The sequence below is a fragment of the Mesorhizobium sp. WSM4847 genome, from assembly GCF_055811335.1.
Genome location: NZ_JBVVPY010000007.1, coordinates 114101 through 127505, shown reverse-complemented (window position 1 = coordinate 127505; position 13405 = coordinate 114101). Strand labels below are relative to the sequence as shown.

The window sequence follows — 13405 nt, the reverse complement described above, 5'->3', positions numbered from 1 at the left end:
GGTTCTACTTCTTCGCTGCGAGGGTTTCCGAGACGGCCTTGGACAATTGATAAAGCCGCTGCTCGATGATCGTCGGCACTTCACAGACGTAAGTCAGTGATTGGACGCGTTCATTGAAAATTCGCGTTGCGAATTTCAGCTGCTCGGTTCGCCGTTCGATGTCGTCGGGATCCGCATCCGGCTTTGCCCGCAATGCATCGACGTCGGACGCTTCCTTGCGCAGGGCGGCGGCCATTTCGAGCTGCTTGTGGGCGTACCGGGAAATGCCTGAGATCACCTGCGAACGCTCGGCGTCCATGTGATCGAACATGCCTTGCACCAGCATCGCCATCTTCGGCGCAAGCTGCTCGGCCGGCAGCGAGGCGGCGAAATCCTTGATTTTCTTCTGGGCTTCGGCAATCGGTATCCGCCGGGCCGCCACCTCCTCGACCAGGCCGGAGACGGCAGGGTCCTTCGAAAAATCCTTCGCCGCTGGCGGAAGCTCCGGCCCATTCCAGATCTGGCCGAGCGAGAGTTGCGGCACCTTGCGCTGTATGCAGGGCCAGTCCGGATCGGTATTCGCTGCCCTGGCGTTCACGCTCGGCGCGAGCATGGCAGCCACAGCCAGGCTGCGAACAAGGCTCATTCGTGCCATCAGCCATTTCCTCCGGTGTCTTGTTTGCGGGTCACCAGGCCGCGCGAAGGGTCGTAGGCGATGATGGCGGCGGCAAGGAACAGAACAGTGCAGCCAGCAACGACGCCCAGCGACAGCCACTCGATCTGGCCGTAGAAGGCGAAGCGGATCAGTTCGACGGCATAGGTGAACGGGTTGGCGAGGCAGATCTTGTGCAGCAGCGGGCTCGCCTCCTGGATGCGCCACAACGGATAGAGCGCCGGAGAGGCGAAATAGCCGGGAAAGATGACGAAGTTCATGATGCCGGCGAAATTTTCGAGCTGCTTGATCATCGACGACAAAAGCATGCCGAGCGCGCAAAGCATCATTCCCGACAGGAACAGCGCCGGCAGCACCATGAGATAGCCGATCGGCGGCGCCTTGACGCCCCAGAACCAGGCAACGATCAGGAACGCATAGACCTGCGCGATCGATACGGAGACGCCGGCGAGCATCTTCGACACCAGCAGGAACCAGCGCGGGAAGGGGCTGACCAGCAAGGTGCGCATGTTGCCCATCTCGCGGTCATAAACCATCGACAGCGAAGACTGCATGCCTGAGAACAACAGGATCATGCCGCACAGCCCCGGCGTGATGTAGACCTCGTAGAGCACGTAGGTCTTGTAGGGCGGGATGATCGACACGCCGAGCACCTGCCGGAATCCGGCGGCAAAGATGAACAGCCAGATGAGCGGCCGAACCAGCGAGGATATGAAGCGCTCGCGCTGATGCAGGAAGCGCAGGCATTCCCGTAGGACGACGCCCTTGAGGCAGATGAGATAGTGGCGCAGGCCGAATTTTTCGAACTTCACCGGGATGATGCCGGCCACTTTTTCGGGTATTGAAGGAGCGCTCATGGCGATATCCCCGCGGTGCCGGCCGCCTCGATGCGGCTGAGCCTGGAAAAGGCGTCGCGGATCGAAGTGGCGCCGCTCGTCCTGACGACATCGGCCACCTTGCCCTTTGCGACCAGTTCGCCCTGCCGCAGCACGACGACATGGTCGCCGTCGTCAACCTCGTCGATCAGATGCGTTGCCCACAGCACGCCGATGCCCTCGGTTTCGACGAGCTTGCGGATGGTGGCGAGAATGCCGGCGCGCGACTGGATGTCGAGACCGACCGTCGCCTCGTCGAGGAGCAGTAGCGACGGGCGGTGGAGCAGCGCCCTGGCGATCTCGATGCGCCGCATCTGGCCGCCGGAAAGGCTGCGTGCCTTGTCGTGCTGCCGGCCCGGCATGTCGACGATATCGAGCAGCGCGGCAATGCGCTGCCGGGCCTCGCGTCCGCCGATGCCATGCAGCGCCGCGTGGTAGGAGAGGTTCTGGTGAACGCTGAGATCGAGGTCGAGCGTGCGCGCCTGGAACACGATGCCGACCCGCCTCAGCGCCTCGCCGGAGGCGCGGCTGACGTCATGGCCGAAGATGCGGATCGACCCGCGGCGCGTGTCGTAAAGGTGGCTGATCAGCGAGAACAGGGTTGTCTTTCCTGCGCCGTTGAGACCGAGAAGCACGGTGAACGTCGCCGGCGCGATCGAGAACGAGACGTCGCTGAGCGCCCGCTTCGAACCATAGGAGTGACTGACGGCGGCGACGTCGAGCGCCGCCACCTGATCTCCCGGTCCGCTTGTCCTCACATGCTGCACGCCGGCTGGCTCCCTTGTCGTCGACAACAGTCTGGCCCAAGTCTAACCCACGGGGCGCGATCGCGCAGGTCCTGCTTTTCAAACCTTACTTGATCGTGATCGTGCCCTTCATGCCCTTGTCGGCGAGGTCGGGCACCGACCATGTGTAGATGCCGGGCCTCACGGTGGTGAACTGTACCTGGATGGTGCCCTCGGCGTCGAATTCGAGCCATGCGGGTGCGCCGTTCATATGCACCTCGAGGTCGTTGATGACGATCTGGTTGTTCCACACATTGCGGAACAGGTCGGTGTGGAATTTGTACTCCAGCCCGCCCGCCGCGGTGATCTTCCAGCGATAGCCCTGGCCGGCGATCAGCTCAAAATCCTTCTGGTTGGCGGTGAACTGGTCTTCCTTGCTGCCGAGGATAAGTTCCGGCACGTCCTTGCTGGCCCGGGTCGCCTTCTCGGCTTTCGGACTGGCCTCCGTGCTGGCCGCTCCGGCGGCGGCGTCATCGTCATCGCCGTCCTGCGCCCAGACCTGGCCCTGGGTGAGCGCCATGCCCACCAGCGCGGCGAAAGCGACTGCCCGAAATTTCCGCATGATTTCCTGCCCTTGTGCTGTTTTTCTGCCTGCTTGATTCACGTGGTTTTTTCAATGGTTCATGTGGCGCGAGTCATTTGGGAGAGACGACGACGCCCCATGGCAGCGCGCCGACGGTCACCGACTGCACCGGCTCGTCGGTCGCCACGTCGATGAAGGTGATGTCGTTCGACACCCCGTTGGTCGAGATGATGGTCTTCTGGTCCGGGGTGAAGGCAAGCTGCCAGACGCGCTGGCCGACCAGCACATATTTCTCGACCTCGTATGTCTGCGTGTTGACCACCGCGACGCGGTTGGCCGGCCCGAGCGCCACATAGGCTTTCTTGCCGTCGGCGGTGATGCGCACACCGACCGGCTGGATGGATTCGGGCCTCAGGCCGGCAACCTCGAAGGTGATCTTCTGGACGACTTCGCGCGTTTGATTGTCGATCACCGAAACCGTGCCACCGATCTCGGCGCTCACCCAGGCCTGCTTCCCGTCGGGCGTGAACTCGATGAAGCGCGGACGCGCGTCAACCAGCACGTTGTCGGTGATCTCGTGCGTCGACGTATTGATGAAATGCGCCATGTTCGTCGTTTCCGACGTGTTGACCATGGTCTTGCCGTCCGGGCTGACACCCATGCCCTCCGGTTCGACGCCGACCGGGATTTCCGCCAGCACTTTCTTGCCCTCGATGTCGATGACGGTGACGAGATTGTCGTCCTCATTGGCGACATAAAGCGTCTTGCCGTCGGGCGACAGCACGAACAGCTCCGGGTCGGGCCCGGAAGGCAAGGTGTCGACGATCTCCAGTGACGCCGTGTCTATAACCTCGATCGAATCATCGTCGCTGGCGCAGAGATAGATGTGCTTGCCGTCCTGGGAGATGGTGATGCCGCGTGGACGCTGCCCGACATTGACGGTCTTCACCACCTGCATCGTCGCGGTGTCGACGACGGTCATTGTATTGTCTTTCTCGTTGGAGACATAGGCCATGTAGGCCGACGCCGGACCGGCCATGAAGCCGGTCGCAACGATGGCGAGTGCGCAAGCTCGTCTCTGCACTGAGGTTCCTCCCAATCTTTTCTACTTAAGCACGCATTTTGTTTCCGGCTCGTCGACCCCGAGCGTATCGAGCTCGGACAGCTGGTGCAAAAATCCCTCCTGCGGCGACGTCGAGACGACCGACCTGGTGTCGCCGAGGAAGATCGGCTGCCGCAACTGCTGGTTCCATTTGCGGAAGGTCAGTTTCTGCCCCTTGAAGGCGGCGATCGAAAAATCGTCGGAGCGGATGAAATCGGCCATCTTGCGCGGGTCGGCGCCCTGCGTGCGGGTCGCCGCCTCGCCGAGGATGCGCACCGCGGTCCACGCCGCCATGTCCTTCGACATCATGCGGCGGCCGTTTGCCTTGGCGAAGCGGTTCTGGATCTGGGTGCCGCCCCATTGCTCGCTGGCCGGATGCCAGGCCGACGGGGTGAGGCCGGCGGTGCCGGCGACCGGCCGCGGAATCCAGGTGCGGAACGGAACGTAGGTGCCGAACACCTCGCTTTCGTCGGCGACCAGCAGCACATCGTGCTCCGGCAGGTCCTGGGTGAAGACAGGCATCTGCCGCTGGATCTGGACGACGCCGGAATCGGTCCGCCGCGCCGTGCCGGTATCCTCGAACAGCTTATCGCCGACGATCTCGCCGCCGAAGCGCGTCGCCGCCCGGCGCAGCGCCTCGGCAAAAAGCTGGTCGCGCTCGTGCGAGCCGTAGATCAGCACCCAGCGCCGCCATTGCTTCCAGATGAGATATTGCGCCAGCCCGTCGGCCAGCATGCTGCGCGTCGGAATGGTGTGGAAAATGCTGGCGCGGCATTTCTCCTCGCGAAGACTGTCGTCGGTGGCGCCGGCGTTGAAGATCAAGACGCCGTTGTCGCGGGCAAGATCGGCGATCGACAGCAACTGCCTGGCCGACAGGTCTGCGACCACATAGCGGTTGCCTTTGGCGATCATCTCCTGGAAGGCCGGGACGACATCGGCATCCGGCTTCACCTCGGTCACGTCGAGGCTGAATTTCTGGCCGAGGAAGCTGCCGGTCGTGTTGTTGTCGGCAATCGCTACATTGCCGCCGGCAACGCCTTCATCGCGCGGCGGGACGTCGAGCACTGACAAGGCCAGCTGCGGCGCATAGGCGCGCAAATAGCCTATCTTGATCTCGGTCAGCTTTTTTTCCGGCTTGGCCGTTGCGGTCGGCTGCTTGCCCGTCGCTTCCTGGGCGAGCGCGCCCGCAACGTTGACGGTCAGGGAAAAAAAGCACAAAAAGGCCGCCAGAGTGCCCGGCACCGCGCTCGTCATCGATAAAATTACCCGTTCTTGCGCTAAAGTCCGATTGTTGTCGGAGCGGCGCGAAGTCAAGGTGCCCGTGATGAGCTTAGCTGACCCGCAAATTTTATCAAACCCTGAAAGTGGACTTCTCACGTCTGCTTTAGTGCCATGCCTGCTCGCCCGAACGGCGACCGAGCGGATTTCGGTATTCGGGCCCAAAAGCGTCCTTTTCCTCATGCCGGAGAAAGTCCGTCAATGACCAGAATGCTGGCCAGCGTCACCGGCGTCGACGAGGCGGAGATCGCGCTTTCAGGCGGTGCCGACATCGTCGACCTGAAGGATCCGAAGGCGGGAGCGCTGGGCGCGGTGTCCACGCAGACCATCCGCCGGACGATGTCGCTGACCGCCGGCCGGGCGCCGGTCAGCGCGGTCTGCGGCGACCTGCCGATGGAACCCGAGACGATCCGCGCCAGGGCCGAAGAGATCGCCGCAACCGGCGTCGATTACGTCAAGGTAGGTTTTTTTCCGTCGGCAAATGTCGCGGCTTGTGCGGCAGCGCTCGCGCCGCTCGCCGCGCGAACGAAACTGATCGCGGTGCTTTTCGCCGACCTGGCGCCGGATTTCGAGCTTCTGCCGATGCTTGCCAAACATCGCTTCCATGGCGCCATGGTCGACACTGCCAACAAGGCCAACGGGCGGCTGCTCGACCATCTGCCGCCCGAGCGTATCCCGGGATTCATCGATCGAGCGAAATCGCTCGGCCTCATGGTTGGGCTGAGCGGATCGCTGGAAGCCCCTGATATTCCACGCCTGCTGCCCTTCGCTCCCGATTTTCTCGGCTTTCGCGGGGCGCTGTGCGGCGATTCCGGCCGCGTGGGTTCGATCAGCGCCGAGGCGGTTGCGCAGATCCGCGAGTTGATCCCGGAAGCATCCCGGGCTGGCGGCGCGTCGAGCGTCGACTACCGCCTGCTGGCGGCGAGGGGCTATTCGCCGGGCACCGACCCGACACTGGGCACCGACAAGATCTTCGTGCGGGACTTTGTCCTGCCGGTCCAGATTGGCGCCTACAGTTTTGAGCACGGCCATACCCAAAAAGTGCGTTTCGACGTGACCGCCGACGTGCTGCAAGTCACCGACCATCCCGAAGACATGCGCCATGTGTTCTCCTACGACATCATCATGGACGGCATCCGCACCATTGTTGCGCGGGGCCACATCCAGCTTAGCGAGGCCCTGGCCGAGCAGGTGGCGACCTACATTCTGGAGAACCCGCGTGTCGTGCGGGTCACGGTAAGGGTGGAAAAACTCGAACTCGGCCCAGGCGGCGTCGGCGTGGAGATCGAACGCAAGCGCCAATCGGCAGGTCGCGGCGTCGCCTCCGGCCCTGTTGGGCGAAAAGACCAAGGCGCTGTTCCCCGGCCGCGACAGGAAAGGCCCGAGGCCATCAGGCGAGCCGCCGTCAAGCCGTCCGTCGTCAAGCTTGGCGGCAGCACCGTCCATGCGGCGGAACTGGAAAGCTGGATCGCGGCGCTGGCGGGTTCCAAGCTGCCGATCGTCATCGTGCCCGGCGGCGGCCTGTTCGCCGACCAGGTGCGCGAGACGCAGATTTACATGGATTTTTCCGACACCGCCGCCCACGCCATGGCGATCCTCGCCATGGAGCAGTTCGCCCAGGTCATCCTCGACCGTGACGAAAGGCTGGCGCCGGCACGGTCGCTGGAAGAAATGCGGCGGGCGCTGGACGCGGGGAAGATCCCGGTGTGGCTGCCGTCGTCATTGGCGCTGCCGGCGCCGGACATTCCGGCGTCCTGGGATGTTACCTCCGATTCCCTTGCCGCCTGGCTTGCCGGCAAGCTCGGCGCGAACGCGCTGCTCTTGATCAAGCAGACCGGCGCCTTCTCCGGCAGCGACACGATCGACAGCCTGGCGGTCAGAGGCATCGTCGACGCCGGCTTCGCCGCCATGCTGCCCGACGGTGTCGATGTCCACCTCGCCGGCCCGAAAGATGCCGCCGAGGCCGGGGCGCTGCTCGCGGCGGGCAATCTGCCCGGCATTGCGATCGCGGCTTCGATCCGGTCGGCAAGAAAAGCAGGGTAGGCGATGGCGACGCTGCATACGCCGCGCTGGGCATGGGTTTTGACCGGTTCCGGTCATTTTTTTACGGAGAGTTTTGCACTCATCCACCAGATCGAGCATTGCGATGTCTTTGTGTCGAAAGCCGCCAACGAAGTGCTGCGCATGTACAAGCTCAAGCTCGATTTCCCGGAGACGACGCGCGTGCTGCACGACAAGACGGCGAGCGCGATCCCGGTCGGCGAATTCTATCACGGCGTCTATCATACGGTGGTGGTGGCGCCGGCCAGCTCCAACACGGTCGCCAAATGCGTGCACGGCATTTCTGACACGCTCGCCACCAACGTCTTTGCCCAGGCCGGAAAATGCCGGGTGCCGGCCATCGTCTTTGCCTGCGACACCGCGCCGGAACTCGAAACCAAGGCGCCGCATGGGCTGGTCAAGGTCTATCCGCGCAGCATCGACCTGGAGAATACCAACCAGCTGAAGAGTTTTGAGCGAACCCAGGTGGTCGAGTCGCTTGCCGATCTCGAAGCCTCGGTCAGGCGGCGCCACGCCGAACTCGCAAGCCATGGCTGAGCGGCTGGTCTTTCTTACCGGCCATCTGGCCAAGGTCCGGCTGGAAAGGCTGCTGGCCGGACTGGGCGAAACCGAATTTGCCTGGGAGATCATCGACATCGGCGTCAAGGTCGCGGCGCTGATGAGCGAAGACATCATCAAGCGGCGACTCAGCCTGGCAGGCGGCACCGAGCGCGTCATCCTGCCCGGCCGTTATCGCGGCGACATCGAGCATCTGTCGAACCATTTCGGCGTGCCCTTCGTCCGCGGGCCCGACGAGATCGCCGATCTGCCGGCCTTTCTCGGCCGGGCGGGCGAGCCGCCTGACCTTTCGCGTCAAGACATGCGCATCTTCGCCGAAATCGTCGATGCGCCGATGCTGTCGGTCGAGGCGCTGGTGGCGAGAGCACGGACGCTGGCCGCGGCCGGCGCCGACGTCATCGATCTCGGCTGCCTGCCGGAAACACCGTTTCCGTTGCTGGACGAGGCGGTGCGCGAGCTGAAGGCACAGGGATTTCTGGTCAGCGTCGATTCCGCCAGCACCGACGAACTGTCGATCGGCGCAGGCGCCGGTGCGGACTACCTTCTCAGCCTCGATGAGAACACGCTGCCGCTGGCCTTCGACCACAAGGCCGTGCCAGTGCTGATCCCGGCCACGCCCGGTGACCTGGATTCGCTTGGCCGGGCGATCGAAGCGGCAAAGAAGGCCGGCGTCGGCTTCCTCGCCGATCCGGTGCTTGATCCGATCCATTTCGGCTTTGCCGCCTCGCTTGGGCGTTTCATCGAGGCGCGCCGCCGCTGGCCTGAGGTCGAGCTGCTGATGGGGACAGGCAATCTCACCGAATTGACCGACGCCGACAGTTCCGGCGTCACCGCGGTTCTGGCCGGGCTCTGCTCGGAACTTCAGATCCGAAACGTGCTTGCCGTGCACGTCAGCCCGCATACGCTGCGAACGATCGAGGAGCACGACATTGCCCGCCGCATCCTGTTTGCCGCCAAGAGTGACGGTGCGCTGCCGCGGAGTTATCATCCAGGGCTGCTGCAGGTTCACGATCGCAAGCCGTTCACCGCCTCGACCGAGGATATCGCAGCCCTCGCGGCCGAGGTGCGCGACACCAACTTCCGCATCATGACCGCGGAGGACGGCATCCATGTTTTCAACGGCAAGGGGCACGCGGTTGCCACGGATGCGTTCGAACTCTTTGCCGGGCTTGGCGTTGAGGCGGATGGCGCACACGCGTTCTATCTCGGCGCCGAACTGATGAAGGCCGAGATCGCGTGGCGCCTCGGCAAGCGCTATGTGCAAGACGAGCCGCTCGCATGGGGCGTTGCCGCGCCGGCTCCCGAAACCGACCGCAGCCGTCTTGCCGAAGCGGGCCACACGCTCCGCGCGAAGAAAGAGCGCTAAACCATGCCGTTCATTCGCGAATCGATCATCACCACGGTCAACGAAGCCGGCGGCGTCCACATTGCGCCGATCGGTATCATCGCCGAGAAGGACGGCTGGGTGATCGCGCCGTTCCGGCCGTCGATCACGCTCGACAATCTCGCCGAAGTGCCGTTCGCCATTGCCAATTACACCGACGACGTCCGCATCTTTGCCGGCTGCCTCACTGGCCGCAAGCATTGGCCGACCGTTGCGGTAAACGGGTGTCCGGTGCCGCGGCTCGCAGCGGCGCTCGCGCATTCGGTTCTCGAAGTCGAAAGTGTCGATGACGATGCCATGCGGCCTCGCCATTTCTGCCGCGTGGTGCAGGAGGAAACGCATGCGCCGTTCACCGGCTTTAACCGCGCCAAGGCGGCGGTGCTGGAACTGGCCATCCTGGTCAGCCGGCTCGGCATGCTGCCGCGCGACAAGATCGAGGCGGAAATCGCCTACCTTTCAATTGCCATCGAAAAGACTGCGGGCGAGGGCGAAAAGGAAGCCTGGGGCTGGCTGATGCAGCGTGTCGGCGATCACCTGTCGGCCGAGGATGCCAGCGGCGAGGATGCGCGGGGGTGAACCGGATATGCTGAACCAGGGTAAGCGTCCGGGCTGACGTGGTTTAGCGTGGTACACGGTGGCGCTGATCTCAAACGGCGGTGTTCGACCCTTTGCGGTCATTGAGCCCGGTATGGACGATGACCGGAATGGGGCTCGGATTATAAGAAGCGGCCCTTCAGCCTCCCGCGGGTACCGACGTGATCTGACCCCAATCCGACCATTCCCGCCGCACGATGCCGCCCGAAAGCCGACATTCAAAGGATCCAGCGGCCAAGCGCAGGTTGCCGGAACCGACCCATGAGTGCGCGCGCCGTTTATCCAATCATGTGAGCCACTGGCATGCCCCCAACGCCGGGCTTGGCCATCAATTCGCAAATGAGGTCAGAGATCGAGGCAAACGGTGCCTAGCGGCCGGCTGCAGCAAGCCAGCACATAACCAGCCGCCTTCTCTTCAAGGCTGAGTCCTCCAAGGTCGTCGATCACGACGTCACCTGAGAGCTTGACCGTCCGACAGGTTCCGCAAATGCCCTGCTGGCATGCGGTAGGGATGTAGAGGCCGCTATTGCGCGCCGCATCGAGCAGAGTCTCTCCAGGCGCACACAGGTGCTCCACGCCAGACCGGGCGAAACGGACACAAGTCGGGCCAGCGGCAGCCGATTGAGGAGCCATCGAATTGCCCACGGCGCCGCCGAAACTTTCCTCGTGATACTGGGAGGGTGCGATGCCGATCTCCGCGACACAGGCCCGAACCGTCTGCATAAACGGCTCGGGGCCGCAAACGTAAGACGTGCGCTGGTGAAGGTCCGGAGCCAGCCGCAAGAGCATGGGGCCGTCGATGCGACCGAAAAGGCCCTGCCACGCCGAACCTTCCTGGCTGCAGATGAAGCTTACATCGACATTGGAGAATCGCGCGGCGAGCGCCTCCAACTCGGAGCGGAAGGCGATGTCGTCCGCCGTCCGAGCGCAGTGAATGAAACGGATGTCATGGCCAGATACCCGGTCGGTTAGCGCCCGCAGCATCGACATAACGGGAGTGATGCCGCTGCCGCCCGAAAGGAAAAGCGGCTTCTCGGATGGTAGATCGTCGAAGTTGAAACGTCCGACCGGCCCTTCGATTTCAATGTTGTGGCCCGGCCGGAGATTGTCGTGAAGCCAGTTGGAAACAAGCCCGCCCTTCACCCGCTTCACCGTGATCTGCAGGTCGAGCGGTCGAGTCGGCGGCGACGACACCGAGTACGGTCTCGTTACCCGGGTGCCGTCGATTGTCAGGTTCAGGACTAAATACTGGCCTGCACTAAAGCTGAACATGTGGCCAGAAGCAGCTGAAAAGACGAATGTCTTAACGTCGTGTATCTCATCGATGACGCGCCGGCAGCGCACGAACTGTCTTGAGCTCTCCGCCCATTGCCGTTGACGCAGCGCTGGAGCGAAATCGGTGGCCGAAAAGGGAGCGTGCGCGTTCATGATTGGACTCTGCTTGACCCGACCAGAATGGCAGCCGGGATACTTTCAAAAAAGCGGCAGATGTCGGCTTTACAATCGGATATTTCGATCTAGCTTTCCATGGACATAACGGCCAGATGGAGCGCGCGAATCCCTCTACGGATGATCGGCTCGTGCTTGCGGCGCGCCAAAATAGCGGTGTGAACCGGCTGCTGAAGCGCGGGCGCGCCCTCGACCACAAAAGACGGCCGCTCGGCGGTATACCGCCGAGCATCGTCACTGCGCATATAGCAAGTGCCACCCATGCGCCGCAGCATCGCTTCGGCGAGGGTTTCCGAGCCCATCGAAAGACGGCCTATTGCCAATTGCGGCAGCGCCTCGGCGTGGGCTTTTTCAAGCGCGACCGTGTAGCCTGGCCGGATGTACATATCCGCGTTGACCTCCGACAGGATCCTGGCCGTCGTAGACACCATCACATATTCTTCAACCATGAGAGGATCGTAGGAGATTTCAGGGAGGTATCGGGGCGCGTAAACCACAGCAATATCGAGGTTTCCCAAGCTCAAGTCGGAAATCATCTGCGGCGAGTAGTCGGACTCTACGTGAATTGACGATTTCGGCAGCACCTGGAACAGAGTTTCCACCCAACCCGGCAATATCGATCGCGTCATCCCGACCTGCGCAGCGACGCGCAAGGTGCCCTCGAACCGGTTGAATGCCCGAACGTCATGGCGGGCCTGAGACCATGTCGACAGCATCGCGCGCGCATAGGCTTCGAAACGTCGCCCCGCCGCGGTCGGTTCGGCGCCGGCGCGTCCCCTCAGGAAGAGCTCCGAACCGATGGCCTGCTCTAGGTTCCTGATGCGGGTACTGACCGTCGACTGCGTAACCCCAAGACGATCGGCCGTACGGTTGAAATTTCGCGACTCCATAATGTCGAGAAAGGTCTCAATGTGATCCAGCTGCATGTGGCCTCGCGATCGAAAAATCCGATCGTATTACCTCAGATCACAAGCTTGATCAAATAATTCCCAAGGCGGAAGCTGCGGTTGAAGAAGCCGGCTGGGTTAGCCGGCCTGCCGCGCCAGGGGAGTTGGTTAGGGTGTTCATAGTCGATTGCGATTGTCACAATTACTGGTCGAGCGCTACGGTGCTCGAGCCATATCTTTCCGGCGTCTGGAAAGACATGTTCACAGAAGGCGAAAAAACTGGTCCGAGAGGCGCCTTCCCCCACGGTCACCGTCCGTGGTTTCACCCGCAGGATTTCTCCCGGAAGGACGTCAGGCCCGAGACGGAGGCCGACAACTATCTCGTCATGAAAGAAAAGCACCTCGACAAATACAATGTCGGAGCCGCTATCCTCACCGGCGACGAGCCGATCGAAGCCTCCACGCTGGCCAATCCCTATTACGCAAGTGCACTGGTCAGCGCCTATAACGACTACCAAATCGCCGAATGGCTTCCCAAAGACAGTCGTTTTATGGGCTCCATCATCATCGCGCCGCAGGATCCGAAGCTCGCAGCAGCCGAGATCCGCCGCCTCGGCAACCATCCGCGTATGGTGCAGGTTCTGGCCTCCCAAGGCTCGGTCAAACCCTACGGTGATCCGTTCTACCACCCCATTTTCGAGGCTTGCGCCGAAGTCGGGCTGCCATTCGCGATCCACCTGGGCGGCCATGGCGGCATCAACTGGAACGCGGTGGCACCGGCTCCCACGACCTTCTTCTGGGAGACGCACGCTATTCTTCACATGTCGGCCTTGTCGCATGTGGCAAGCATGATCGCGCATGGCGTTTTCGAAAAATGGCCGGACCTGTATTTCGTGATCATCGAGTGCGGTGTGGCCTGGGTTCCATCGGTATTATGGCGTCTGGATGCAGATTACAAAGCGCTGCGCAAGGAAACGCCGTGGCTGAAGATGCTGCCCTCGGAGTATTGCCGGCGCAATATCCGCTTTTCCACGCAGCCGCTGGAGCAGCCCGCGAACATACAGCATCTCTGGTCCACTCTCGAAGCGATGGACGGCGAGAACACGCTGATGTTTGCCTCCGACTACCCGCATTGGGATTATGACGATGCCAACACGCTGCACATCCCGCCTGCCTGGAGGAGCAAGATCATGGGGTTGAATGCGCTCGAGGTCTATAAACGCATTCCCCGCACGCAAGCGGCTAATGCCGCGTGAC

Annotated in this window: 13 protein-coding genes; 5 read left to right on the top strand and 8 right to left on the bottom strand. The window is 62.5% G+C overall.

Annotated elements, in window-relative coordinates; translation table 11 throughout:
• Positions 1 to 4: 4 nt before the first annotated feature.
• From AC0L28_RS12405 to AC0L28_RS12380, 6 genes are all read right to left on the bottom strand, one after another.
• The gene (locus AC0L28_RS12405; RefSeq protein WP_473477660.1) at positions 5 to 634 is read right to left on the bottom strand and encodes a hypothetical protein; all 630 of its coding nucleotides are present in this window, start codon (positions 632 to 634) and stop codon (positions 5 to 7) included.
• Positions 634 to 1509, bottom strand: coding sequence for an ABC transporter permease (locus AC0L28_RS12400; RefSeq protein WP_473477657.1), 876 nt, complete (start codon positions 1507 to 1509; stop codon positions 634 to 636). Before AC0L28_RS12400 ends, AC0L28_RS12405 begins: the two co-directional genes overlap by 1 nt.
• Positions 1506 to 2294: an ATP-binding cassette domain-containing protein gene (locus tag AC0L28_RS12395; protein WP_473477654.1), complete on the bottom strand. Its 789-nt coding sequence runs from the start codon at positions 2292 to 2294 to the stop codon at positions 1506 to 1508. Before AC0L28_RS12395 ends, AC0L28_RS12400 begins: the two co-directional genes overlap by 4 nt.
• A gap of 85 nt (positions 2295 to 2379) precedes the next feature.
• Entirely contained in the window at positions 2380 to 2874 is a 495-nt protein-coding gene (locus AC0L28_RS12390) for a cupredoxin domain-containing protein (protein ID WP_473477652.1), read from the bottom strand.
• Positions 2875 to 2947: 73 nt separating this feature from the next.
• Positions 2948 to 3919: a YVTN family beta-propeller repeat protein gene (locus AC0L28_RS12385; RefSeq protein WP_473477649.1), complete on the bottom strand. Its 972-nt coding sequence runs from the start codon at positions 3917 to 3919 to the stop codon at positions 2948 to 2950.
• A 21-nt stretch (positions 3920 to 3940) separates the two neighbouring features.
• Entirely contained in the window at positions 3941 to 5191 is a 1251-nt protein-coding gene (locus AC0L28_RS12380) for an ABC transporter substrate-binding protein (RefSeq protein WP_473477646.1), read from the bottom strand.
• Positions 5192 to 5416: 225 nt separating this feature from the next.
• On the opposite strand from AC0L28_RS12380, the gene AC0L28_RS12375 reads away from it, so the two are divergent.
• Genes AC0L28_RS12375 through AC0L28_RS12360 form a run of 4 tightly spaced genes read left to right on the top strand, consistent with a single transcriptional unit; the run spans position 5417 to position 9794 of the window.
• Positions 5417 to 7258 carry a (5-formylfuran-3-yl)methyl phosphate synthase gene (locus AC0L28_RS12375; RefSeq protein ID WP_473477644.1) on the top strand — a complete coding sequence of 614 codons (1842 nt, stop codon included), beginning with the start codon at positions 5417 to 5419 and terminating at the stop codon, positions 7256 to 7258.
• A gap of 3 nt (positions 7259 to 7261) precedes the next feature.
• Positions 7262 to 7813, top strand: coding sequence for a flavoprotein (locus tag AC0L28_RS12370; protein WP_473477642.1), 552 nt, complete (start codon positions 7262 to 7264; stop codon positions 7811 to 7813).
• Positions 7806 to 9200: a DUF6513 domain-containing protein gene (locus AC0L28_RS12365; RefSeq protein WP_287342096.1), complete on the top strand. Its 1395-nt coding sequence runs from the start codon at positions 7806 to 7808 to the stop codon at positions 9198 to 9200. The genes AC0L28_RS12370 and AC0L28_RS12365 overlap by 8 nt, the downstream gene beginning before the upstream one ends.
• Before the next feature lie 3 nt (positions 9201 to 9203).
• Complete coding sequence (locus tag AC0L28_RS12360; protein WP_287171212.1) at positions 9204 to 9794, top strand: DUF447 domain-containing protein; 591 nt, start codon at positions 9204 to 9206, stop codon at positions 9792 to 9794.
• A gap of 363 nt (positions 9795 to 10157) precedes the next feature.
• Here the strand turns inward: AC0L28_RS12360 and AC0L28_RS12355 are convergent, their stop codons facing one another.
• Together AC0L28_RS12355 and AC0L28_RS12350 are read right to left on the bottom strand one after the other, a co-directional pair.
• Entirely contained in the window at positions 10158 to 11240 is a 1083-nt protein-coding gene (locus AC0L28_RS12355; protein ID WP_473477640.1) for an FAD-binding oxidoreductase, read from the bottom strand.
• An 89-nt stretch (positions 11241 to 11329) separates the two neighbouring features.
• Positions 11330 to 12187, bottom strand: a complete 858-nt coding sequence (locus AC0L28_RS12350) for a LysR family transcriptional regulator (protein WP_473477638.1) — start codon at positions 12185 to 12187, stop codon at positions 11330 to 11332.
• A 134-nt stretch (positions 12188 to 12321) separates the two neighbouring features.
• Between AC0L28_RS12350 and AC0L28_RS12345 the strand changes: the two genes are divergently transcribed.
• Entirely contained in the window at positions 12322 to 13404 is a 1083-nt protein-coding gene (locus AC0L28_RS12345) for an amidohydrolase family protein (RefSeq protein ID WP_031254382.1), read from the top strand.
• Position 13405: the final 1 nt, after the last annotated feature.

What these genes read in the sequence shown, in the direction of transcription:
- AC0L28_RS12405 (WP_473477660.1), bottom strand. Translation starts at nt 634, where the DNA reads ATGGCACGAATGAGCCTTGTTCGCAGCCTGGCTGTGGCTGCCATGCTC.
- AC0L28_RS12400 (WP_473477657.1), bottom strand. Translation starts at nt 1,509, where the DNA reads ATGAGCGCTCCTTCAATACCCGAAAAAGTGGCCGGCATCATCCCGGTG.
- AC0L28_RS12390 (WP_473477652.1), bottom strand. Translation starts at nt 2,874, where the DNA reads ATGCGGAAATTTCGGGCAGTCGCTTTCGCCGCGCTGGTGGGCATGGCG.
- AC0L28_RS12380 (WP_473477646.1), bottom strand. Translation starts at nt 5,191, where the DNA reads ATGACGAGCGCGGTGCCGGGCACTCTGGCGGCCTTTTTGTGCTTTTTT.
- AC0L28_RS12375 (WP_473477644.1), top strand. Translation starts at nt 5,417, where the DNA reads ATGACCAGAATGCTGGCCAGCGTCACCGGCGTCGACGAGGCGGAGATC.
- AC0L28_RS12370 (WP_473477642.1), top strand. Translation starts at nt 7,262, where the DNA reads ATGGCGACGCTGCATACGCCGCGCTGGGCATGGGTTTTGACCGGTTCC.
- AC0L28_RS12365 (WP_287342096.1), top strand. Translation starts at nt 7,806, where the DNA reads ATGGCTGAGCGGCTGGTCTTTCTTACCGGCCATCTGGCCAAGGTCCGG.
- AC0L28_RS12360 (WP_287171212.1), top strand. Translation starts at nt 9,204, where the DNA reads ATGCCGTTCATTCGCGAATCGATCATCACCACGGTCAACGAAGCCGGC.
- AC0L28_RS12355 (WP_473477640.1), bottom strand. Translation starts at nt 11,240, where the DNA reads ATGAACGCGCACGCTCCCTTTTCGGCCACCGATTTCGCTCCAGCGCTG.
- AC0L28_RS12350 (WP_473477638.1), bottom strand. Translation starts at nt 12,187, where the DNA reads ATGCAGCTGGATCACATTGAGACCTTTCTCGACATTATGGAGTCGCGA.